The sequence below is a fragment of the Mesorhizobium sp. M7A.F.Ca.CA.004.06.1.1 genome, from assembly GCF_003999135.1.
Classification (GTDB): domain Bacteria; phylum Pseudomonadota; class Alphaproteobacteria; order Rhizobiales; family Rhizobiaceae; genus Mesorhizobium.
Map to the genome: position 1 here is coordinate 1 of NZ_RZPQ01000018.1, position 20849 is coordinate 20849.

General features: G+C 64.0%; 19 protein-coding genes. 3 read left to right on the top strand and 16 right to left on the bottom strand.

Annotated elements, in window-relative coordinates; translation table 11 throughout:
- Nucleotides 1-12 precede the first annotated feature (12 nt).
- From EN906_RS02790 to EN906_RS02820, 7 genes are all read right to left on the bottom strand, one after another.
- Nucleotides 13-927, bottom strand: a complete 915-nt coding sequence (locus EN906_RS02790; RefSeq protein ID WP_127267575.1) for a sugar phosphate isomerase/epimerase — start codon at nt 925-927, stop codon at nt 13-15.
- 55 nt (nt 928-982) lie between these two features.
- A complete protein-coding gene (locus EN906_RS02795) occupies nt 983-2068 on the bottom strand; it encodes a Gfo/Idh/MocA family oxidoreductase (protein WP_127267576.1) in 1086 nt (361 codons plus the stop codon).
- 32 nt (nt 2069-2100) lie between these two features.
- The gene (locus EN906_RS02800) at nt 2101-3162 is read right to left on the bottom strand and encodes an ABC transporter ATP-binding protein (RefSeq protein ID WP_127267577.1); all 1062 of its coding nucleotides are present in this window, start codon (nt 3160-3162) and stop codon (nt 2101-2103) included.
- Between the two features lie 202 nt (nt 3163-3364).
- The gene (locus tag EN906_RS02805) at nt 3365-4459 is read right to left on the bottom strand and encodes an ABC transporter ATP-binding protein (protein WP_127267578.1); all 1095 of its coding nucleotides are present in this window, start codon (nt 4457-4459) and stop codon (nt 3365-3367) included.
- Nucleotides 4456-5415 carry a sugar ABC transporter permease gene (locus EN906_RS02810; protein WP_127270896.1) on the bottom strand — a complete coding sequence of 320 codons (960 nt, stop codon included), beginning with the start codon at nt 5413-5415 and terminating at the stop codon, nt 4456-4458. The genes EN906_RS02805 and EN906_RS02810 overlap by 4 nt, the downstream gene beginning before the upstream one ends.
- Complete coding sequence (locus EN906_RS02815; protein WP_127269508.1) at nt 5412-6272, bottom strand: carbohydrate ABC transporter permease; 861 nt, start codon at nt 6270-6272, stop codon at nt 5412-5414. Before EN906_RS02815 ends, EN906_RS02810 begins: the two co-directional genes overlap by 4 nt.
- An 81-nt stretch (nt 6273-6353) precedes the next feature.
- On the bottom strand, nt 6354-7967 hold the full coding sequence (locus EN906_RS02820; protein WP_127269507.1) for an extracellular solute-binding protein: 1614 nt from the start codon (nt 7965-7967) through the stop codon (nt 6354-6356).
- Between the two features lie 337 nt (nt 7968-8304).
- On the opposite strand from EN906_RS02820, the gene EN906_RS02825 reads away from it, so the two are divergent.
- Complete coding sequence (locus EN906_RS02825) at nt 8305-9333, top strand: LacI family DNA-binding transcriptional regulator (RefSeq protein WP_127269506.1); 1029 nt, start codon at nt 8305-8307, stop codon at nt 9331-9333.
- Nucleotides 9334-9382: 49 nt separating this feature from the next.
- Here EN906_RS02825 and EN906_RS02830 read toward each other — a convergent pair whose 3' ends face one another.
- The 7 genes from EN906_RS02830 to EN906_RS02860 form a co-directional block, all read right to left on the bottom strand.
- On the bottom strand, nt 9383-10402 hold the full coding sequence (locus EN906_RS02830; RefSeq protein WP_127270899.1) for an aliphatic sulfonate ABC transporter substrate-binding protein: 1020 nt from the start codon (nt 10400-10402) through the stop codon (nt 9383-9385).
- 36 nt (nt 10403-10438) lie between these two features.
- Entirely contained in the window at nt 10439-11335 is an 897-nt protein-coding gene (locus tag EN906_RS02835) for an ABC transporter permease (protein ID WP_127270901.1), read from the bottom strand.
- A gap of 12 nt (nt 11336-11347) precedes the next feature.
- On the bottom strand, nt 11348-12184 hold the full coding sequence (locus EN906_RS02840; protein ID WP_127270530.1) for an ABC transporter ATP-binding protein: 837 nt from the start codon (nt 12182-12184) through the stop codon (nt 11348-11350).
- 32 nt (nt 12185-12216) lie between these two features.
- Nucleotides 12217-12543 carry a ferredoxin family protein gene (locus EN906_RS02845; protein WP_127270526.1) on the bottom strand — a complete coding sequence of 109 codons (327 nt, stop codon included), beginning with the start codon at nt 12541-12543 and terminating at the stop codon, nt 12217-12219.
- Nucleotides 12540-14165 (bottom strand): FAD-binding protein, encoded by a 1626-nt coding sequence (locus EN906_RS02850; protein WP_127375061.1) that lies wholly within the window; start codon nt 14163-14165, stop codon nt 12540-12542. Before EN906_RS02850 ends, EN906_RS02845 begins: the two co-directional genes overlap by 4 nt.
- Before the next feature lie 36 nt (nt 14166-14201).
- The gene (locus EN906_RS02855) at nt 14202-14798 is read right to left on the bottom strand and encodes a thioredoxin family protein (protein WP_127270903.1); all 597 of its coding nucleotides are present in this window, start codon (nt 14796-14798) and stop codon (nt 14202-14204) included.
- A 283-nt stretch (nt 14799-15081) separates the two neighbouring features.
- Nucleotides 15082-16026 carry an ABC transporter substrate-binding protein gene (locus EN906_RS02860; RefSeq protein WP_127268612.1) on the bottom strand — a complete coding sequence of 315 codons (945 nt, stop codon included), beginning with the start codon at nt 16024-16026 and terminating at the stop codon, nt 15082-15084.
- A gap of 186 nt (nt 16027-16212) precedes the next feature.
- Between EN906_RS02860 and EN906_RS02865 the strand changes: the two genes are divergently transcribed.
- Together EN906_RS02865 and EN906_RS02870 are read left to right on the top strand one after the other, a co-directional pair.
- A complete protein-coding gene (locus EN906_RS02865) occupies nt 16213-18339 on the top strand; it encodes a TonB-dependent hemoglobin/transferrin/lactoferrin family receptor (RefSeq protein WP_127268611.1) in 2127 nt (708 codons plus the stop codon).
- Nucleotides 18340-18341: 2 nt separating this feature from the next.
- Entirely contained in the window at nt 18342-19427 is a 1086-nt protein-coding gene (locus EN906_RS02870) for a siderophore-interacting protein (RefSeq protein ID WP_127268610.1), read from the top strand.
- Here the strand turns inward: EN906_RS02870 and EN906_RS02875 are convergent.
- Nucleotides 19388-19846: a DUF126 domain-containing protein gene (locus EN906_RS02875; RefSeq protein WP_127268609.1), complete on the bottom strand. Its 459-nt coding sequence runs from the start codon at nt 19844-19846 to the stop codon at nt 19388-19390. The genes EN906_RS02870 and EN906_RS02875 overlap by 40 nt on opposite strands.
- Nucleotides 19843-20849: aconitase X (locus EN906_RS02880; RefSeq protein ID WP_127375062.1), on the bottom strand; the 1007-nt coding region annotated here is incomplete at its 5' end. The genes EN906_RS02880 and EN906_RS02875, both read right to left, overlap by 4 nt.

Here is a 20849-nt window from a genome sequence, read left to right on the forward strand (position 1 = left end):
ACGCACAGCTGGTCAGAGACCGTTGGCGCGGAACTTGTCGTCGAGAAATTTCTTGGCCCTCGGCACGTCGTCTTCCGAAAGGTGTTCGATGATCACCGGGATGTTCGGGTTCTTCTGCGACAGGCGCTGCAGATAGAGGTCGTAGTTCAGCGAGCCGGTGCCCGGCGCGTTGAGGACCATCTCGCCAACGCCGCGGAAGGTGTGCGAGGCCAGCGCGTCGTCATCGCCGATGTCCGCATGCTTCTCGCTCTTGTCGTCGCCGGCTCGTGCGACATCCTTGGCATGCGCGATCTTGACCTTGTCGGCCAACGTGTCGAACACCTGGTTCAGCACCTTGTCCATCTGGTCGATGTTGTGGCTTTCGAAGTAGTTGGTCGGATCCATCAGCAGGCCGAGGCCCGGATGGTCGACCTGCGCGAACATCCTCACCGTTTCCTCGACCGAGCCGACGACATTGTTGACGTAGGTTTCGAGCAGGAACATTGAGCCGTGGTCATAGGCTTCCTGCGCCAGTTCGGAGATCGCCTTGCGGCACATCTCAAAACCCTCTTCGGACTTGTTCTTGGGATCGCTCATCCACTCGCTCTCGGTGTTGTAGGTACCGGTCTCCGAGATCACGTAAGGACTGCCGAGCTGGCGGGCGTTGCGGATGATTTCCTTCAGCCGATCGACATTCGCCTTGCGGTGCGCGAGGTCGGGATGAATGACATTGGTGTAGCCCGAGATGCAGCAGATCGGCAGGTCGTGGGCACGGAACGTGTCGCGAACCTTCTTGGCCTTATCCTTGGTGATCTGGCCGGCCGACAGGTCGATATCCTTGAAATGAAGGTCGAGCTGCACGGTGTTGAAACCGTGGCCACGGATCTTCTTCGCCGACTCTTCGAGGCCGTACGGGAAATAGCCCGTGAAAATACCTGCCTGCATCATAGTGTGAATTCCTCCCTGTAAGCGATTCAGTTGTCTGGTGTTTCAGTTGCGGTGATCAGGTAGCGATTTCGGAAAGCTTGACCGTGCGGCCCTCGTCGATCGAGCGATAACCCGCCTCGACCAGCGCCATGGTCTTGACGTTGTCGGCGACCGACAGCGCCGGCGGTGTGCCGGTCTTCACCGCGTGCTGGAGCTGCTCCATCACCCCGATAAAGGCATGCGGGAACCACATCGTGTCCCAGCTCGGACTGACCCACTCGCCTCCGGTCGTCTCGGTCGAGGCATAGGTCAGCGTCGAGGCAGCGCCCGTCGGCCAGCCAATGGTGCCCTTCGCGACCCCCTTGCTGCCGTCGACGCGCCAGTTGATGTGCTGGTCGTCCTTGTAGCCATCCTGACGCGGACCGGACCAGACATCCTCCAGCGACACGGCAAGCACACCGGACGGGAAGCGCAGCGTCGACACGGTGATGCCGTCGGAATGGTCGAATGTCGTGCGCGGATCCTTGCGTGTCAGCGTGGTGATCTCGTCGGGATCGCCGAACAGAAAGCGCAGCACGTCGAGATGATGCACGCTCATATTGGCGAGCGTCAGCCGGTCATAATCCTCGAGGAAGCTCTGCCAGTGCGGGATGGCGTGCATGTCGATCTGCGCGAAGACGATGTCGCCCAGCGCGCCGCTGTCGATGATCTGCTTCAAGACGCGCATCGACTGGTCGTAGCGCATGTTCTGGTTGACCGAGAGGATCTTGCCGGCCTTGGCCGCCTCGTCACGCAGCTTGACCGCTTCCTCGACCGACAAGGCCAACGGCTTCTGCGCCAGGATCGCCTTGATGTGCTTCTGCTTCAGCGCGTGACGGATCAGCGCCGGCTGCAGGTCGGGCGGGAAAGCAAGGTCGATGATCTCGACATTTTCGTCCTCGATCAGTTTTTCCGGTGTGTCGTGGACGGTCGGAATGCCCCAGCGCGTCGCCACCTTCTCGGCGCTGGTCCTGGTGCGCGAGGCGATTGCCACCACCGGGAACCCAGCTTCCTTGTAGGCGGCCAGATGGCACTCGGCCATGATCATGCCTGCGCCGACGCAGCCGATCTTGTATTCCTTCGTGCGGACCTTCACGTCCGGCTCGAAGCCCTTGTTTGCCATCTCTTCCTCCCGAAACTCATTCCTTGCGGCTGTCATCGTGCCAACGCTCCGCCGCTCTGTTCGAAATAATGCACTCTGGCCGGCTCGCAGGATATCGCCACCATGGCATCCGGCCGGATGTCGGGCTGACCGCGCAGCAATGCCTTCAGCCGCGCCTGCCCGGCAGCGAGCGTCACCACGGTGTAGCCGCCAAGCGGCTCGACCTCGAACACTCGCGCCGGGCGGCCCGGGCCCCCGTCCGCCCACGGTCTAACCTTGATGTCTTCCGGCCTCAGCCCGATCTCCACGGCGTCGGCGGGCGCTGTCTTGTCGTCGATGCGAATCGTGCCTTCAGCCGCTTCGACACCGCCCTCGCCGCGCGCCGATCTGAGGATGTTCATCATCGGCGAACCAAGCAGCCTTGCCACATAGGTGCTGGCCGGGCGGTCGTAGATCTCTGCCGGCGTACCGATCTGCCTGATCTTGCCGTCCTCCAGGATGGCGATGCGATCGGCGACCGACATCGCCTCTTCCTGGTCATGCGTGACGTAGATCAGCGTCTTGCCGAGTTCGCGCTGGATGCGCTTCAGCTCGACGCGCGTTTCCTCGCGCAGCCTGGCGTCGAGCGCCGAGATCGGATCGTCCATCAGATAGGCATTGGGATCGCGCACCAGAGCCCGCGCGATCGCCACGCGCTGCCGCTCCCCGCCCGAAAGCTGTCCCGGCGGCTTGTGCAGGATATGGCCGATATGCAGCTTCGCCGCGACGTCGGTGACCCGCCGCTTGATCTCGGTCTCGGCGACCCGGCGTTCGACAAGGGGAAAGCGGACATTTTCGAGCGCGCTCATATGCGGAAACAGCGCCAGGTTCTGGAACACCATCGCCACGTTGCGCTCGGCCGGCGACATCGCGTTGACCGGCCTGCCTCCGATCAGGATTTCGCCGGTGTCAGGTGTCTCCAGCCCGAGCACCAGGCGCAGGATCGTCGACTTGCCCGACAGCGGCGGTCCGAAGAAGCAGAAGAACTCATTGTCGTTGACGGTGAACGAGGCGTCGTCGACGGCAAGTGTGTTGCCGTAGCGTTTGGTCACGTTGCGAAAGACGATATCGGCCATGGCTCAGGTCGCTCCACGGATCAGTGACAGGTAGCGAACGCCGGCGCCGCCCCTCATCCGCCTGCCGGCACCTTCTCCCCGTATAGGGACGGGGAGAAGGGAGAAGCTCCAACGATGACGCCCCCCTCTCCCCGTCTCTACACGGGGAGAGGGTAAGGGTGAGGGGCGGCGCCAACTTGCGAAAATTTGCCGGACCAACATCTCAGCCTCCCACCCTCATGGCGCGGCCGGTGGCAGCGTCGAAGACGCGCACCGACGACGTAGTGGGGGCGATGACAGCGGTGTCGCCGATAGTCAGTCCGACATCATTGTCGAACACCGTTTTCACAGCCGCCTCGCCCTGGCCGAGATGAACGATGGTGCGCGCACCGATCCGTTCGACAAAGGTCACCGGCATTGCGAGGCCCTGCCCATTCTGCACCAACGTCGCCTGTTCAGGCCGGAATCCGTAAAGCACCTCGCCGCGCGCACCACGCATGGCCGCTGCGAGTTCGCCCGGCAGCGGCGGCGTGACGCCCAGCGGTCCGAGATCGACGACCAGTCCGCGGTCGCTCTCCGCTGGCCTGCCTTTGAGCAGGTTCATGCCCGGCGCACCGATAAAGCGGGCGACGAAGACATTGGCCGGATCGTTGTAGACCTCGAGCGGCGTGCCGACCTGCTGCAGCACGCCATGATCCATGACCGCGATGCGGTCGGCCATGGTCATCGCCTCAAGCTGATCGTGGGTGACATAGACCATGGTCTGGCGGAACTGCCGCTGCAGCTGCTTCAGTTCGGTGCGCATGACGGCCCGGAAAGCGGCGTCGACATTGGACAGCGGCTCGTCGAGCAGGAAGATCGCCGGCTCCATGATCGCCGAGCGGCCGATCGCCACCCGCTGCAAGATGTTGACCGACAGCCTGTCGGCCTTGCGGTCGAGCAGCGGCGTCAGCTGCAGCATCTCAGCGATAGCGCCGACACGGCGGTCGATCTCGGCTTTGGCAGCCCCTCGCATTTTTGGTCCATAGGCAAGGTTCTGGCGCACCGTCATATGCGTGAAGATGGCGTAGTTCTGGAAGACGAAGCCGACGCCGCGCCGGCCCATCGGCACGCCGGCCATGTCGCGCTCGCCAAACAGGATCTTGCCGCCGGTCGGCTCTTCCATGCCGGCGATCATGTTCATCGTCGTCGACTTGCCGCAGCCCGACGGGCCGAGCAGCGCCATGAACTCGCCGTCTGATATTGCCAGGTCCATGGTCTTGAGCGCGGTAAAGTCGCCGAATTTCTTGACCAGGTTCTGCAAGTGGATCGCGCTCATGCCGTTACCTCGCGTGCCCGCGCCATGCGCTTCATGGCAAACACCGCGACGATCGACAGCACGACCAGAATGGCCAGCGCGATCGCCGCCACATAGCCCCAGATCAAATCCTGAGTGGTGAGCTTGTAGATGTAGACCGAGATGGTTTCGGTGGCGACGCCTGGACCGCCGCCGGTCATGATGTAGAGCGTGTCGAAGATCTTGAAGTTCTCGATCACCCGGATCGCCAGCGCGATGATGATGATCGTCTTCATCTTCGGCAGCACGATGGTGACGAAGCGCTGCCAGGGATTGGCGCCGAGCAGCGTCGCCGCCTTGATCTGATCCTCCGGCACGCCGACCAGACCGGCAAGCAGGATGAGGAACATCAGCGGCGTCCACTGCCAGATGTCGGCGACCATCACCGCGATCAGCGCCAGAGTCGGATCCGACAGCCAGGCGATGGTGACGGGAGATCCGGTGAGCGCCGACAAGATGTCGTTCACCGGCCCTCTCGACTGGAACAGCATGAAGAACATGTAGCCGGCCACCGCCGGCACCACCATCATCGGCATCAGCAGGATCGAATAGAAGGCGCGCTTGCCCGGGAAATCGTCGGCAAACAGCGTCGCCAGCGCCAGCCCAAGCAGGAATTCCGCCGGCACGCAGACGATCATGACGATGGCCGTACGCTTCAGCGCGCTCCAGAAGCGCGCGTCGGCGGCGAGATCGGTGTAGTTGGCAAAGCTGTTCCACATCGACCAGGCGTTCCACCAGCCGGTGCCCGACAGCGGCGACCAGTCAGTGACGCTGATGTAGAGCTGCATCAACAGCGGGAAGGCCGAGATGAACAGCACCAGGATCTGCGCAGGCAATGTCAGGCGAAAACCCAGCCTTGCGCCCTCATCGCGCGAAACCGGCTTTGCTCCGACGGCTGTCATCTCATCCTTGGACGTCATGGCAGTCACCGCGCTCATTGCTTGAGCGCCCCGAACGTCAACCCGCGCACCAGATGGCGTTGGATGGCGATGCCCATGATGACCGGCGGCACGGCCGCGATCAGGCCAAGCGCCGCCTTGGCGCCATAGAGCTGCCCGGTCATCGAGGAGGATAGCGAGGCCATGTAGACCGGGATGGTCACCCATTCGCGCGTCGTCAGAAGCAGCGCGATCAGATAGTCTGACCAGTTGAGGATGAAGACGAAGAGCGCGGCACTGGCGAGCGGCGCGCGCATCATCGGCAGCGTGATGCGGGTGAAGACGCGCAGCCGCGAACAGCCTTCGACAAGCGCTGCCTCCTCGATCTCGCGCGGCATGTCGTCGAAGAAGGTCTTCATCAGCCAGAAGGCGAACGGCAAGGTGACGATGCCGTAGATCAGCGCCAGGCCCCACCAGCTGTCGGTGAAGTTGAGGAAAGCCCACATGATCATCACCGGGATCATGACCGCCATCGGCGGAAAGATCCTGAGCTGGATCAGCGCCAGCGGCAGGTTCTGGCCGGAGCCGAAACGCGACAGCCCATAAGCCGCGGCAGTGCCCGCCGACATGGCGATCACCGTGCCGAAAACCGCCGACAGCAGCGATGCGAGGATCGGCTTCAGCGCGTTACGGTCGAGCGCGACGATCAAATTGTTGGTCGACTCGCCGAACACGAAACGGAAATTGCTGAGCGTCGGGTTCTTCGGCCACCAGGTCAGTTCGGCGCCGGTCGCCGACCATTCGGCGATCGGCTTGAACGCCATCGATACCATCCACAGGATCGGCACCAGCGTCACCGCCATGGCCGCGAAGATCGCGGCATAGCGGAATATCAGGAAAGGAACGGAACGCTTCATCTGGCGGCTTTGCTGGTGGCGTTGTGGGCGGAGGGGAGAAGTAGGCTCCTCCCCTCCTTCGATATGATCCAGGGAGAAGGATCAGACGATTGGATCGAGAACTGTCGGCCAGGCCTCCTTGTTGGTCTTGATGGCTTCGAGCAGTTTGTCCTCGCCGGTGCGCCGGGCGATCTTCTTCCACTCTGCCTCGGTGTCGGCCATCGCCTGCTCCGATGTCTTGGCCTTGGTCAGCGCCGCCATCAGGTTCTCGTCGAGCGCATTGTGGAAGGCTGTCGCGCCGGGATAGTTGATGGTCGGCACGGTGCGGGCGACCGTCTCGCGCACGACGTCCATGTGGTAGGCATGATAGGTCTGGCGCACCAGCGGATCGGAGAAGTCCGAAAGCCGGAACGGGTCCAGATAACCGCCGGGGTTGGCACTCATCCAGGCATAGATGCGGGCCGAGCCCAGCCATTGCAGCAGGAGGTAGGCGACCTCCTGGTTCTTCGACTGTGACGAGATCATGCCGGTCAGCGAAAACCACAGCACGGAACGGCTGATCAGCTTGCCGCCGATCTCGCGGCCGGGCGGCAGCATCGAGCCGATCTTGCCGGTGACGGCTGAATCCTTGTTGCCGGCATTGTCGAGGAATTTCGGCAGGTTGGAGAAGGCGCAGGTCATCGCCGCACCACCCTTGGCGAAGTTGCCGTATTGCTCCGGCCAACCCCAGGAGATCGCATCCGGCGAATGATGCGCGAGCGAAGCAACATATTCGTTGGTGGCGGCGATGCCTTGCTCGGAATTGATCATCGGCTTGCCGTCATCGCCAAACAGGAACTGGTTGGGCGAAGCCATCGAGACATAGCGCTGGTACCAGTTCGTGTAGCCCCAGCCCTGGTTGCGCAGGTCGGTCGAGCCGAACAGGCCCTTGTCCGGTCGCTGGAAGAAGGCGGCGATGTCGCCATGCTGCTTCCAGGTCTTCGGCGGCGCCAGATCGTAGCCGTATTTGTCCTTGAAGGCCTTCTTCTCGGCTTCGTCGCCGAACAGGTCGGTGCGGTAGACCCAAGTCTGGAAGTCGCCGTCCAGCGACACGCCATAGTTCGAGCCGCGGTATTTGTTGAGCAGCGACACGCCCTTGGCGCCGTTGACATAGCCGCTGACGGGATCGTCCCATTCAGGCTTATGCTGCGCGACAAAGTCGTCGAGCTTGGCGATGCCGCCGGTTTCGGCGAGGTCGCCGAGGCGGTTCCATTCGGTCGAGTAGATGTCGTAGGCCCCACCCTTGGTGGAGATGTCCTGCATCGTCTTGGTGAATTCCTGGCCGTTCGGCAGACCGACGATTTCGATCGCGATGCCGGTTTCCTTTTCCCACAGCTCCTTGATCGACGGCGCACCGGCCGGGAACGGCTGCGTGAGCTGGCCGATCGAGCCGTCGGACAGGCCGAGCACGATCTTGGTCGGCGCCTTGCCGGCGCCCTTCAGCGCCTTCGCCGCCTCGATGGCGCGGCCTTCCGGCGTATCGGCGCCATACTGGTAGCGCTCGGCCCCTTCGAAGCCCGTCGGGCCGCCGATCATGCCTGGCGCCAGCGCGTCGGCCGCATAGGCACGGCCGGGACGAATGAATTGGGGTGCGATACCAGCAGCGGCCATCATGACGGCCGCCTTTCCTCCAGATGCCAGCAGCCGGCGCCGCGAGATGCGGATCAAGTCAGACATTGAAACTCCTCCCTCAGGGCCACGTTTCCTCCACGACCCTTATGAGGGATATTGACGACAGCATGGCAAGGCTGTCAACATCATAAATAATCAAAACACATCATAACATCGCAATAGGGCAAGGAAAATGCACAAAAACGGGATCCATCCGTCAAGCCGGATGCCTCAATTTGAGGGCACCCGACCCTTCCCGGCCCTGCGCAGCCCTGCCGGACCATTTGATTTAGCCCGGCGGCTTGCACATCGGCCAAGGGCGGATACATCATTTCCCATCAGAATCGCCGATGACGCGGAAGCCGTCACCAGCCGATCCGACGCATGCAGGAGATGAAAGACGGTGCGTTCCACCCTGACTGACATAGCCCGGGAGGCCGGCGTCTCGGCCGCCACCGTCGACCGCGTGCTCAACAACCGGCCCGGCGTACGGGCGCGCACGCGGGAAATCGTGCTCGAAATGGCGCAGCGCCTCGGCTACATCGCCGAAGGCCCGAACGGCACGCCGCCACGGCCCTCGCCCGGCGAGGTCATCCGGCTCGACTTCGCCCTGCCGGCCGGCACCAATTCCTTCATCAAGATGCTGCACCGCCACATCGAGGCACAGGCTCTGGCGCGGCCCGACCTCGATGTTCGTATCGCCACCATAGAGGGCTTCAATCCTGACCGGCTCGCTCGCCTGCTGCAGGATCTGCGCGGACAGACGCAAGGCGTCGGCGTCATCGCACTCGACCATCCGACGGTGCGCGAAGCGATCCGCTCCCTGTCGGCCAACGACATCAAGGTGGTGACCATCGCTTCCGACATCCTGCATGTGCCCAGGGTCGCGTATATCGGCATCGACAACCGCGCCGCCGGGCGGCTGGCCGGCTATCTGCTCAACCGCTTCATGGGATCGGGGCGTCCGGGCAAGGTGGCGCTGTTCGCAGGTTCGCTGTCCTATCGCGGCCACGAAGAACGCGAGATGGGGTTCCGCCACGTGCTGACCGAGGAATCACCCAATCTGCAGATCGTCGAAATGCGCGAAATGCTCGACGATCGCGAGAAGGCCTATTCGGAGGCATCGGCCCTGCTGGAGCGGCACCCCGACCTTGCCGCGATCTACAATGTCGGCGCCGGCAACACCGGCATCGCCCGCGCGCTCAAGGAGCGCGACCGCGCCCAGTCCATGGTCTTCCTCGGCCACGAAGTGACGGACGGGACCAAGGACCTTCTGCTCGACGGCACGCTCGACGCTGTCATCGACCAGAACCCGCGCGTCGAGGCCCGCGAAGCGCTCAACACCCTGATCCATGCGGTCCGGGGACTGCCCTATGAACTGCACCAACCAAGGCTGCAGGTGATCTTCAAGGAGAACATCCCGGAGATTTGACCTGTACGAGGCGGCGCCGCAAAGCGCCCGCCCGCTCGATGCTTCTAGTCTATTGGACGGCAGCGACTTCAGCCGCGGCGCCATCGACAAAGCTCTTGTCGACCCATTTGCCATAGTCGATCGAGCCCTTCAGCAGCCCGGCGCTGGCCATGAATTTCTCCTCGCCTTGCAAGGCGGCGATCGCGCCGTCCGTGAGTTTCGGATCCTGATGGAACACCCCGTCGGCATAGGTCTTGCGGACGGATTTTTCCGACGACTTGGTGGCCTCGACAAAGGTCTTGATCGTCTGGTCCGGATGGGCATCGGCCCAACGCGAAATCTCGATATCGACCTTCAGCAGCCGCTTGACCAGATCGGGATATTTCGCCGCGAAGGCGCCGTTGACCGAGATGACGTTGGGCACGTTCCATTCCGGATGAGTGCTGGTGTCGAACAGGACGCGCGCCTCGCCGGTGTCGACCAGCTTGGCCGCCGTCGAATCGGTCTCGACAATGGCGTCGATATCGCCGCGCAGCAACGCCGGGCCGGATGCCTCGAACGGCAGGTTCAGACCTTCGACGTCATTGGTGGTCAGGCCGACGCTGTTCAGCGCCTTGCTGAAGTTCGAATGCCGCACCGTGCCGGTGAGATAGGCGACCTTCTTGCCCCTGAGATCCTGCAGCGTCTTCAGCGGCGAGCCGGTCTTGACGACGATGTAGGAACCGCCGGCCTTCACATAGCTCGACAGGCCGATCAGCTTGACGTCGGCGCCGGACGCAGCAACCCGCAGCGCCGGATTGTTGCCGGTATAGGTGAATTCGATCGCACCGGTGGCCAGCGCGGTCGTCGCCTCCGAACCGCCATTGAAAGTCACCAGTTCGACCTTGATGCCGTCCTTGGCGAACTCCTTCTCCCACCAGCCGTCCTTCTGGGCGAGGATGAATTTGAGATGCCCCGGCGCGGTACTGCCGATGCGGATAATTTCAGGCTTGTCCTGCGCGAAGGCAGGCATGCCACCAAGGCCGATGACGACGCCAATAGCGCCCTTCAGCAGCAGCCGGCGAAGTGCGTCGAATGGAATGTTGGGCATGGGAAAAATCCTTCCTGGTTGGAATGAATGGACCGCTTAAATGAGCGAGGTCTCGGACTGGCCTTTCCAGGCTGTTGCCCAGCGCTCGAACCAGACGAGCAGGTAGTTGACGGTCAGGCCGATGACGGTCAGCGTCAGGATGCCGGCGTACATGTCGGCCGTTTCCATCATCAGCTGCGAGTTCTGGATGAGGAAACCGAGGCCGGATTTGGCCGCCAGCATCTCGGCGCCGATGACCGCGAACAGCGAGGATTTCACCGCCAGCCGGGCGCCGGCGACGATCGAGGGAATGCTGGCCGGCAGGATGACTTTGCGGAACAGATCGAAGTCGGACGTACCCATCGAGCGCGCCGCCTTGATCAGCAGCGGATCCACCGACTTGACGCCGCTGATCGTGTTGACGAGGAGAAAGAAAACCGAGGAGTAGAAGGTGATCGCGACCTTCGATTCCTCACCGATGCCGAGCAACAGGATGAACACCGGCAGCAGTGCGAATTGCGATGTGTTTCGCAGCGTCTGCACCAGGAGGTCGGAAACCTTCTCGAACAACGAATAGCGCCCCATCAACAGACCGAGGGGGATGGCCACCACCACGCCGAGTGCGAAGCCGATCGCGGCGCGCTGCAGGCTGATGCCGATATGCTCGATCAGCACGCCCGAAGCGAGCAGCGCCCACCAGGCGACCAGCACCTCGCTCAGCGGCGGAAAGAAGATGCGGTTCAGCCAGCCGAGTCGGGGCGCGATCTCCCACAGCAGGAAGAACAGGCCGAGCAGCGGCACGCCATAGAGGAACGTGCCGTGGCTTGCTTTCTTGCTCCGGATCTTGGCGCTGGCCTTGATGGCCGGGACCCTGGCGGCGGCTACCGTTTCGCCAGCGCCGGCAAACAGGTGGAGCGCTCCCGCGGAGCCAAACTTCTCGGTCAGATAGGCCATTGGTCCAGCTCCTCAGTGACTGAAGGCTGGCGACAGGGTCCAGTCCTTCTGCGCCTTGTTGACCTCGTCGCGCAGCACGTCCCAGACGCGGGCGCGATATAGATTGAATTCGGCGCTGGCGCGGATGTCGCCGTCGCGCGGTCGTGGCAGGTCGATGTCGATGATCTCTTTCACCGCGCCCGGCCGTGCCGTCATCACCACGACGCGGTCGGCGAGGAAGATCGCCTCGTCGATCGAGTGGGTGACAAAAATCACCGTGGTGTTGATCTTGCCCCAGATCCGCAGCAGCTCGCCTTGCAGAAGCTCGCGCGTCTGCTGGTCGAGCGCCGCGAACGGCTCGTCCATCAGCAGCACTTCCGGGTTGCTGGCCAGCGCACGCGCGATCGCCACACGCTGCTGCATGCCGCCGGACAGCTGGTTGGGAAAACGGTCCTCGAAACCGGCAAGGCCGAACAGCGCCAACAGATGGCGGGCTGTGGCGGTACGCTCGGCCTTGGCCACGCCGCGCACTTCCAGCGCATATTCGATGTTGGCGAGCGCCGTGCGCCAGGGAAACAGCGCATATTGCTGGAAGACATAGCCGGTCTTTGGATCGGGCCTGGTGATGCGCCTGCCGTCGAGCTGGACGTTGCCGCCGGTCGCCTGCGTCAGCCCGCCAATGATATCGAGCAGCACCGACTTGCCCGAGCCGCTCGGGCCGACCAGCGTGATGAACTCGCCCTTGCGGATGGAAAGATCGACGCCGTCGAGCACGGTGACGCGGTCGGTCGCCTCGCCATCCACGGTGACGAACTGCCCCGGCTTGAGCTGGAAGGTCTTGCTGATGTCGCTGACGACGATCCGGTCCATGTTCGGGCGATCCATATCTGTCTCCGATCGGTTCACTGCGCCACGCGGATGCGGTGCGTCGGGTCGAATTCCGAGCCGCCCGCCTTGCCGCGCTTCCAGCCAAGCGCGCGGGCATAGGAGCCGAACATCTGGCGGGCGTCGGCCTGAGCTTCCGTGATGCCGGTCGGCCCTTCGGCGAACTCGGCCACATAAAGCGCGTCGGTCGGGCAATAGATCTCGCAAAGAAAGCAGGTCTGGCAGTCCTCCTGGCGAGCGATCACCGGCACGCCATTGTCGGTCGCGTCGAAGACGTTGGCCGGGCACACCTTGACGCAGATGTCGCATTCGACGCAGCGCGTGGCCGAGACGATCTCGATCATGACGCCAGCTCCGCCAGCCGCTCAGGCGCACCTGCGATGCGGAACGCATCCACACCGGTGATGACCAGCCGGTGCGCGAAGGCCGGGCTCTTGCCCGGCAGATCGGTGCGGCGGTGCATGCCGCGGCTCTCGGTGCGGTGCAGCGCGGCGGCCACGGACCAACGCCCAGCAGCGGCGATCGAAGCTGCCTCTCGGGTACGGACCCGGTCCAGCCCCTCGCCTTGCAGATGGCTGCGCACGTCGCGCCAGACACTCTCCAGCCGCTCGCCGCTTTTCTCCAGGGCCTCGCCAGTGCGGAAGAAATTCTTGTCGAGCGGCGTGACTTCGCTACGCACCGCCTCGATAACTTCGCCCGCCGAGATGTCGGCCCTCGCCGATGATGCAGGACGCAAGCCGGCCTGGCCGAGCGATTGCACCGCGCTGCGGAACGCCTTGCCGGTCCGGCGCTTGGCATGGGTCGAGGCACCTTTGCCGGCCCACCAGCCGCTGGCCAGCGCCCAGGATGAATTGACGGCGCCGCCGCCTGATAGCGCACCGGTCATCATCTCGCGGCTGGCGGCATCGCCGGCAACATAGAGGCCGGGCACGCCGGTGGCGCAATCGTCGGAGACGATGTCGATGCCGCCGGTGCCGCGCACCGTGCCTTCGGCGCGCAAGGTGATACGGAACAGTTCGCTGAACGGATCGATGCCGGCGCGGTCATAGGGCACGAAGCAGTTCGGCTGGCCCTGGCGCAGCCAGCCTTGCAGCGCCGGCTCGGCCTGATCGAGCCGCGCGTAGACCGGGCCGTCGATCAGCGCGCGCGCCACTTCCTCCTCGCGGTCGCCGATGCCGTTACGCAACGGCTCGCCGGTCGGCCCGAGGATCGGCGAGCCGTCCTCGCGATGGAACGAGGCCCAGCGGAACGGCAGGCCCTTGTTCAGCGATGAGCCATAGGGCGCCAGCGTATATTTGCCGGTGAACTCCATGCCCGACAGGCTGGCGCCGGCCTCCGCCGCCATCAGATAGCCGTCGCCGGTCAGCCCGGTCGCGCCGAGGATGCGCTCGCGGAAAGCGCAGCCGCCCGTCGCCAGCACCACCGCGTTGGCGTCGACGCGCCAGTCCTGGCCGATCTGCCGGGCGACACCGGCGGCGCCGACGATGGCATCGCCGTCGGACAGAAGTTCGAGCGCTGGGTGATGGTCGAGCACGGTGACGCCGGCCAACAGCACCCGGCGGCGCATGAAGCGCATGTAGTCCGGCCCGCGCAGATTGGCGATGTAGAGGCGGCCGTCATCCTCGCTCGGAAAGGGATAGCCCCATTCGGACAGCCTGAGCAGATTGCGGTAGGCAGTATCGACGCAGCGCAGCATCCAGCGCGGGTCGGCGAGTTCGCCGGTGCGCTGCCAGCGCCGCTCGACGACGGCATGCCTGTTGTCGCCCGGCGGCACGCACCAGGTGCCGGTGTTGGAGGGCGCGGCGGCGCCGCTGGTACCGAGATAGCCCTTATCGGCCAGCACCACCTTGGCGCCGCTCTCGGCCGCAGCGACAGCCGCCCAGGCCGCTGACGGACCTCCGCCCAGCACCAGCACGTCGGCCTGGAGCAGCAAGCTGTCGGAAGCGGATTTTTGCGGCTTGTGCATGGATACCTGGCGAATGCGTTCGAAGCGGCGCCTGCGCTAAGCGGCGCGGGCGGCGCTGGAGGACCAGACCGGCTCGTTGCCGGCACTCCACTTGATGTTGCAGCCGATCGACGGCACCTGGCTGGCAGCGGGCCTGCCGCCCTCCAGCACCGTGTCGACCGCTGCGCGCAGATCGGCACCGGTCACCGGCTTGCCATTGCCCGGCCGCGCATCGTCGAACTGGCCGTGATAGGCGAGCCGCCGGTCGGCATCGAACAGGAAGAAGTCGGGTGTGCAGGCGGCGCCGTAGGCTTTCGCCGTCTGCTGCGACGCATCCTTGAGATAGGGGAAGGAATAGCCGAATTTTTCGGCCTCTTCGCCGATGCGGGCCAGCGTCTCCTCCGGATGCGCCTCATGGTCATTGGCGTTGATCGCCACCACTTGCAGCCCCTTGCCGGCATAATCCCTGGCGAAAACGGCAAACTGCTCACGGATCAGCACGACGAACGGGCAGCGGTTGGAAATAAAGGCGACGAGCAAGGCCGGCTTGGCGTCGAAATCGACGAGGCGGTGCAGCACGCCTTGCGCGTCGGGCAGCAGGAAATCGGCCGCCCTGGTGCCGAGGTCGATCGGATTGGACTCTGTCTTCGGCATTGATGCGCGCTCCCTTTGTGCAGCCGGTTTTCACAGGCCAAGGTGCGAGCGCCTCGAACGTTCGCAGTTAGTCTATGAATTTAGTATAATTATAGGCTGGAGAGCACATTCACGGTCAACCGCGCGGCTTAGAATATCGTGTCAATGTTTCAGGCCGAGCCGCCAAGTTTGTTCGGGCGGAAGCCGATCCGGAGAAATCCGGACGGACAGGATTTATCAAGCGCAACGGGTTCGACGACGAATTGGTACTGCCCAGCCGAAACGCCTTGCGATTTTCGCGACGTCATTCCCCTTCCGGATAGAGCGCCTTCGCCAGGTCGCGGATCGCATCTGATGTGCGCGGGCCGAAGCCGATCATGTAGGCGCCGTCAAGCACGACCAGCGCCTTGTTGGCCGCCGCCGGCGTTGCCGCCAGCGCGCGGTTGCCGAACACCTGCTCGGGCGTCGGGCCACCCTTGCCGTCGCTCATCATCAGGATGACATCAGGCGCCATCTCGATCAGCTTTTCCTCTGATGCCGCCTTGTAGCCCTGCACGACATCCATCGGGTTGCGGCCGCCGGCGTAGCGGATGATGGCGTCGGCCGAGGTGCCGGCACCGGCTGCGCTCAGCTTCACAAGGCCATGGAAGAACACCACCTTCTTGCGCCGCTCCGGCGGAATATTTGCTGCCAGGTCGGCTGCCGTCTGAAAGGCGGTGAGCACCTCGGTGGAAACCACCTTGCCCTTGTCCTCGAGCCCAAGGCTGGCGGCGATCAGTGTGATCTTGCGCTCGATGCCTTGCGGGGTGTTGTCCTGCGGGACGAAGACGATCGGGATCGCCAGCGACTTCAGCACCTCGACCGCCTCCGGCGGCCCGCTGTCCTCGGCCGCCAGGATCAGATCGGGACGCAAGCTGGCCAGCCCCTCGACCGAAAGCTGGCGGCGGTAGCCGACATTGGGCTTCCCGGTTACGGATGGCGGATATTTGCTGCCGCGATCGACGGCGATGATCCGCTCGCCGGCGCCGAGCGCGTGCACGATCTCGGTGACGTCGGAGCCGAGCGTCACGATTCGGGTCGCCGCGCCCGGCACGACGCTTCGCCCCAGCGCATCGACAACCGTCTCGGCGGCCAGCGCCTTGAAGCCGCAGGAAGGCGCCAGCACCGACAGCGCCAGAAGCAGCACCGCCGCGATCCTGCCCGGTTGCAACCAGCCGATCCTCTTGCCATCGCCCACACTTCCGACCATGCCGCTGCTCCCGTGCCAAATGCTTCTCGATGACGGTCGGCTATAAATTTAAAGTTGACTTATGTCATCATGTTTTAATATGTGACCCCTGCCCCGACCCGCCTGGTCGAGGGATTCTCGATCATGCCAGCCAAGGCCCTTCAGCCACCGCCAGCAGTTTTGCTTTTGCTTGGGGGCTGCATGACTATGACAACGACAACAAACACGACCTTGATGGCGAGCACCGCGCTCGCCTTCGTGCTCGGCCTCTGCGCCGTGCCTTTTGCCAACGCGCAGGAACAGGACCAGGAGAAAAAGGCCGCCGCCAAGGCCGGCCGCCTGGCGCCGGCCAATCCCGCGCAGAACCAGCCGGCGACCATGCTCGACGTGATCACCATCTCGGCGACGATGATCAAGACGGCGGTGATCGAATCGATGGCCGCCATCAGCGCCATCGATCAGGACGAACTCGACCGCATCCAGCCCGACACCGCCGCCGACATCTTTCGCACCACGCCGGGCGTCGCCGCATCGATGAATGGCGACGACCCGGCGACCGCCATCAACATTCGCGGCCTGGAGCAGTATGGCCGCGTCGTCGTAACGCTCGACGGCGCCCGGCAGGATTACTGGCGCGTCGGCCACGGCTCTGGCTCGTTCTACGTCGAACCCGACCTGATCAAGGAAGCCACGGTCATTCGTGGCCCGGTGTCTAATGCCTATGGTTCAGGCGGCATCGGCGGCGTTGTTTCCTTCGAGACCAAGGACGCCGGCGATTTCCTTAAAAAGGACGAGCGCTGGGCGCTGAGCGAAAAGCTCGGCTATGAGGACAATGGCGACGGCTTCACCACCAGCACTACCGGTGCCTATCGTTTCAGCGACGATGCCGACATCATCGGCAACCTCATCTACCGCAACCGCGACAGCTATACCGACGGCAATGGCGAAACCGTGCCATGGACCGGTGAGCGGGTGACCAGCGGTTATCTGAAGACGACTCTGCGGCCGGCCGATGGCCACGAGCTGAAGCTCGGCGCCATCCTGCAGCGCTACAACGACCAGATCACCGGATCGAGCGGCTCGACCTCGCCGACGCTGAGCCGCTACGACACCAACACCACCAACCAGACCTACACCGCCGCCTATACCTGGAAGCCCGACGACAACGCGCTGATCGACTTCAGCGCCAATGCCTATCACAACCGCACCCGCGCCGAGCAGACGCAGGTCGCGCCCGCCTCAGGGATCGGCAATTTCCGTTTCTATGATGTCGCCACCTCGGGCTTCAACGTGAAGAACTCCTCGCGCTTCGACGCCTGGGGGCTGGCCCACACGCTGACCTACGGACTCGATTACTACTATCTCGAAGCCTCCTCGGAAGCGGCGCATTTCGGCGCTGGCCAACAGCAGGGCTATGGCGGCTTCCTGCAGTGGCAGGGCGATTACGAGGACTGGCTGCAGGCCATAGCTGCGATGCGCTATGACGGCTACCAACTCGATGGCGAGACGCGCATCCCGTCGCCACAGGAAGCCTCGATCTCCGGCGATCGCTGGTCGCCGCGCCTCACCGTCGGCGTCACGCCGTTTGACGGCTTTCAGCTCTATGGCACCTACTCCGAAGGCTACCGGGCGCCTGGCCTGCAGGATGTCTTCCGTGGCGGCGGCGCGCATGGCGGCGGCGACACCTATCGGCCCAATCTCCTGCTGCAGCCCGAAACGGCGAAGAGCTGGGAAGCCGGCATCAATGTCAAATACGATGATTTGCTGACGCCGGGCGACCGGTTGCGCGCCAAGCTCAACGTCTTCCACACCGACGTCGAGGACTATATCGACGTCGACCTCACCGTCCTGCCGCGCACGGCAATCAACATCGGCGACGCCCGCCTGAAGGGCGTCGAGGCCGAGATGGTCTATGACTACAACTGGGGTTTCGTAAACCTCGCCGGTGCGCTGATCAACGCCAAGGTCGTCAGCGGCGTCTATTCCGGCCAGGCGCTGAACAACACGCCGCTCGACCGCTTCTCGGCCACAATCGGCTTTCGCATGCTGGAGGACCAGCTCACGGTCGGCGCGCAATATCTCAGCGTCGGCAAGATCACCCGCACCAGCCGCACCAATCCCAACGCCGTGCCGATTGTCGACGACGCCTTCGATCTGGTCAATGTCTTCGCCAACTGGCGCGTCAACGACAACCTCAAGCTCGATTTCGGCGTCGATAACATCTTCAACACCGCCTACACCGACCCGCAAAGCGCATGGTCGACCTCGGCAGCAACCGAACAGGGCAAGGGCCGCACCTTCAAGGTGGCCCTCACCGGCAGGATCGGAGGCTGACAATGAACGAAGCATCGGTGCGTGAACTGGCCTGCGAGGCGCGGCTCAACCTGAGGCGTCTGCCGGACTACATGGACAGCATTTCAGACAGGCTGCGGAGCTTCGAGGCCGATGCCTCGCATGAGGGAAAGCGCATCGATTTCCGCTTTGCCTTCGGCGGGGCCTCTTTCGACATGGAACGGCTGGTGATGCGGGCCAATGCTGCCGACCGCGACGGGCTCGCCCGTATCAAGGACCTGCTGGCCACAGCCGTACAGGTCTACGCCAAGGAGGAAAACCCCGAGATCGTCTGGACCGGCGATCTCTCAGGCGAAACCAGCCTCGCCCAGTTCCGCGAGATGGTGGTGACGGATATTCGCGACCTCACCCCGCACATGCGCCGCATCCGGCTGGCCGGCGAGGATCTCAGCCGTTTCGCCAAATTCGGCGGCATGCATATCCGCATGCTGTTTCCGACCAGGGAGGTGCCCGATCCGCTGTGGCCGGTGCTCGGCGGCAATGGCTTGCCGGTCTGGCCCGCCGACGACCGGCGTCCGGTGGCGCGCGTCTACACTATCCGGGCGCTGGACGTGGCCAGGGGCATCATCGATGTCGACTTCCTCGTCCATCCCGGCGAGAGCGTTGGCTCCGCCTGGGCCATGCGGGCAGCTCCCGGCACGAAAGTCGGCATCATGGGACCGGTCGGCCGCCCGGTGCGGCAGGCGGAGTGGTACGTCATGGGCGCCGACGAAACCGGCCTGCCGGCGCTGGCGCGGCTGCTGGAGACGCTGCCGGCCGAGACAAAGGGCGTCGCCTTCGTCGAGATCGCCAATGATGGCGAAAGGCAAGCGATCAACAATGCCACGGGCATCGAGTTGCATTGGCTGACAAGGAACGGCGTGCCGGCGGGCGAGGACAGACTGCTGGCCGAGGCTGTCCGCTCGGTGGCGTGGCCGCAAGGCGGCTCGGCCTTCGGCTGGTTCGCCGCGGAAGCGACCGCCGCCAAGGTCGTTCGCGAATATTGGCGCGGCACGCTGGGGCTCGGCCGCGATGAGACGTTGGCGGCTGCCTATTGGCGGCGTGGCTCTGCCGGATTGATGGCGGGGTGAACTCTGATGATCGGCCCGCCGTCTTTGCCGATGCCGATAACAATTTGATCACCGGAGACAAGGTTCGAAATATCGCACACCACCAGCGGCATGCGGATCTCGTAAAGAAATTCGGCAACGATGGCGCCCACCGCCAGGATCGGGTCCGGCCGCTCCAGAAGAATCCCGGCTGGCGCCGTGCCTCTGCGGATCGCCTCGGCCAGCACCGAGGATGAAGACGACGAGCCGCGCCCGCTCGGCATGACCAAAATCCTGCCGGCGACATTCTGGCCGAGACCGGGATGCGAATGGTCTGTTATGTCGCCCGTCTCGGCATCGATGCCGCCCCAGAAGCTCAGCGGTTGCGAATACACCAGCGCCTGGCCCCTGGCTTCGCCGGCCAACTGGAAGATGCCGGTTCGTTCCACCGGTCGCGTCATGAGGCGCTCCGCACGACATGCCCGGCAGCAGCAGAGCGGATGCAATCCTCCATCTCGGCGAAGGCGACGGACACGCCGATATTGCCCGGCGCGTAATGCGCCCATTTGCCGGAATTGGTCATGACCACGCCGTCGAGGCGTTCCAGGATCGATGTGACATAGGTGCAGGTGTCGGCGACCGGAATCAGGCCGAACGCCTCCATGCCATCAAGCGCGCCCTCCTCCTGCAGCCGCGTCAACGTCGCACGCCCAGTGTTGACGTAGATCGGGATGCGCCTTCCGGGTGCTGCCTCGCGCAGCAACGGCAACAGCCGCATCCATTCCGCATGCGAAAAATGCGGAGTGCCGAGCGACACGGCCGCCAGCGGCGCGCCATCGGACACGCCAGACAGCTTGGCCAGCGCATGGTCGATATCGGCGCGGGTGATACGGATCGTCTCGTCAGGCGCATGGCTCTGGAACGCCTCATCGAGGATCCTGGCTTCGGGCGTGATGCCGACCGCATGGAACAGCGCCACAGCACCCGTCGTTGCAGCCGCCGCACCCAGCGCCTTCAGCTGGTCCTCGTCACGCGGCCGCGGCAGACCGGCAATCACCGGAACGCGGTCGCCACTCGCTTGCCCTATGATTAGCCCGACGCCGACGAAAAGGCTGTCACTCAGCTCGCCGTCTGGAACATCCAGTTCGAACAGGATCCGGCCGCGCCGGTTCTCGCTCAGATGCAGGCCCCAGGCCGGCGCGCGGCCGGTCATGGCGCAGCACAGATCGATGAAATCGCCATAGCGGTTGGTGCGCGCGCCGATCACCGAATTGGCAAAGACGATGGCGTTGGACTCACCCCAGGCGATCTGCTGGCCAAAGCTTGGCCGAAAGCGCGTCTGGTAGGGCGCGCAGGTGAAGGTCGCCTGGCAGCCGAGTTCCAGATGCGCCTTCATCAGCCGCCGCGCCGGCACCTCTTCCGCTAGGGGCATCTTGACCATGCCGGGATGGATGAGATCGAACG

What these genes read in the sequence shown, in the direction of transcription:
- EN906_RS02790 (WP_127267575.1), bottom strand. Translation starts at nt 927, where the DNA reads ATGATGCAGGCAGGTATTTTCACGGGCTATTTCCCGTACGGCCTCGAA.
- EN906_RS02795 (WP_127267576.1), bottom strand. Translation starts at nt 2,068, where the DNA reads ATGGCAAACAAGGGCTTCGAGCCGGACGTGAAGGTCCGCACGAAGGAA.
- EN906_RS02800 (WP_127267577.1), bottom strand. Translation starts at nt 3,162, where the DNA reads ATGGCCGATATCGTCTTTCGCAACGTGACCAAACGCTACGGCAACACA.
- EN906_RS02805 (WP_127267578.1), bottom strand. Translation starts at nt 4,459, where the DNA reads ATGAGCGCGATCCACTTGCAGAACCTGGTCAAGAAATTCGGCGACTTT.
- EN906_RS02810 (WP_127270896.1), bottom strand. Translation starts at nt 5,415, where the DNA reads ATGAGCGCGGTGACTGCCATGACGTCCAAGGATGAGATGACAGCCGTC.
- EN906_RS02815 (WP_127269508.1), bottom strand. Translation starts at nt 6,272, where the DNA reads ATGAAGCGTTCCGTTCCTTTCCTGATATTCCGCTATGCCGCGATCTTC.
- EN906_RS02820 (WP_127269507.1), bottom strand. Translation starts at nt 7,967, where the DNA reads ATGTCTGACTTGATCCGCATCTCGCGGCGCCGGCTGCTGGCATCTGGA.
- EN906_RS02830 (WP_127270899.1), bottom strand. Translation starts at nt 10,402, where the DNA reads ATGCCCAACATTCCATTCGACGCACTTCGCCGGCTGCTGCTGAAGGGC.
- EN906_RS02835 (WP_127270901.1), bottom strand. Translation starts at nt 11,335, where the DNA reads ATGGCCTATCTGACCGAGAAGTTTGGCTCCGCGGGAGCGCTCCACCTG.
- EN906_RS02840 (WP_127270530.1), bottom strand. Translation starts at nt 12,184, where the DNA reads ATGGACCGGATCGTCGTCAGCGACATCAGCAAGACCTTCCAGCTCAAG.
- EN906_RS02845 (WP_127270526.1), bottom strand. Translation starts at nt 12,543, where the DNA reads ATGATCGAGATCGTCTCGGCCACGCGCTGCGTCGAATGCGACATCTGC.
- EN906_RS02850 (WP_127375061.1), bottom strand. Translation starts at nt 14,165, where the DNA reads ATGCACAAGCCGCAAAAATCCGCTTCCGACAGCTTGCTGCTCCAGGCC.
- EN906_RS02855 (WP_127270903.1), bottom strand. Translation starts at nt 14,798, where the DNA reads ATGCCGAAGACAGAGTCCAATCCGATCGACCTCGGCACCAGGGCGGCC.
- EN906_RS02860 (WP_127268612.1), bottom strand. Translation starts at nt 16,026, where the DNA reads ATGGTCGGAAGTGTGGGCGATGGCAAGAGGATCGGCTGGTTGCAACCG.
- EN906_RS02865 (WP_127268611.1), top strand. Translation starts at nt 16,213, where the DNA reads ATGACAACGACAACAAACACGACCTTGATGGCGAGCACCGCGCTCGCC.
- EN906_RS02870 (WP_127268610.1), top strand. Translation starts at nt 18,342, where the DNA reads ATGAACGAAGCATCGGTGCGTGAACTGGCCTGCGAGGCGCGGCTCAAC.
- EN906_RS02875 (WP_127268609.1), bottom strand. Translation starts at nt 19,846, where the DNA reads ATGACGCGACCGGTGGAACGAACCGGCATCTTCCAGTTGGCCGGCGAA.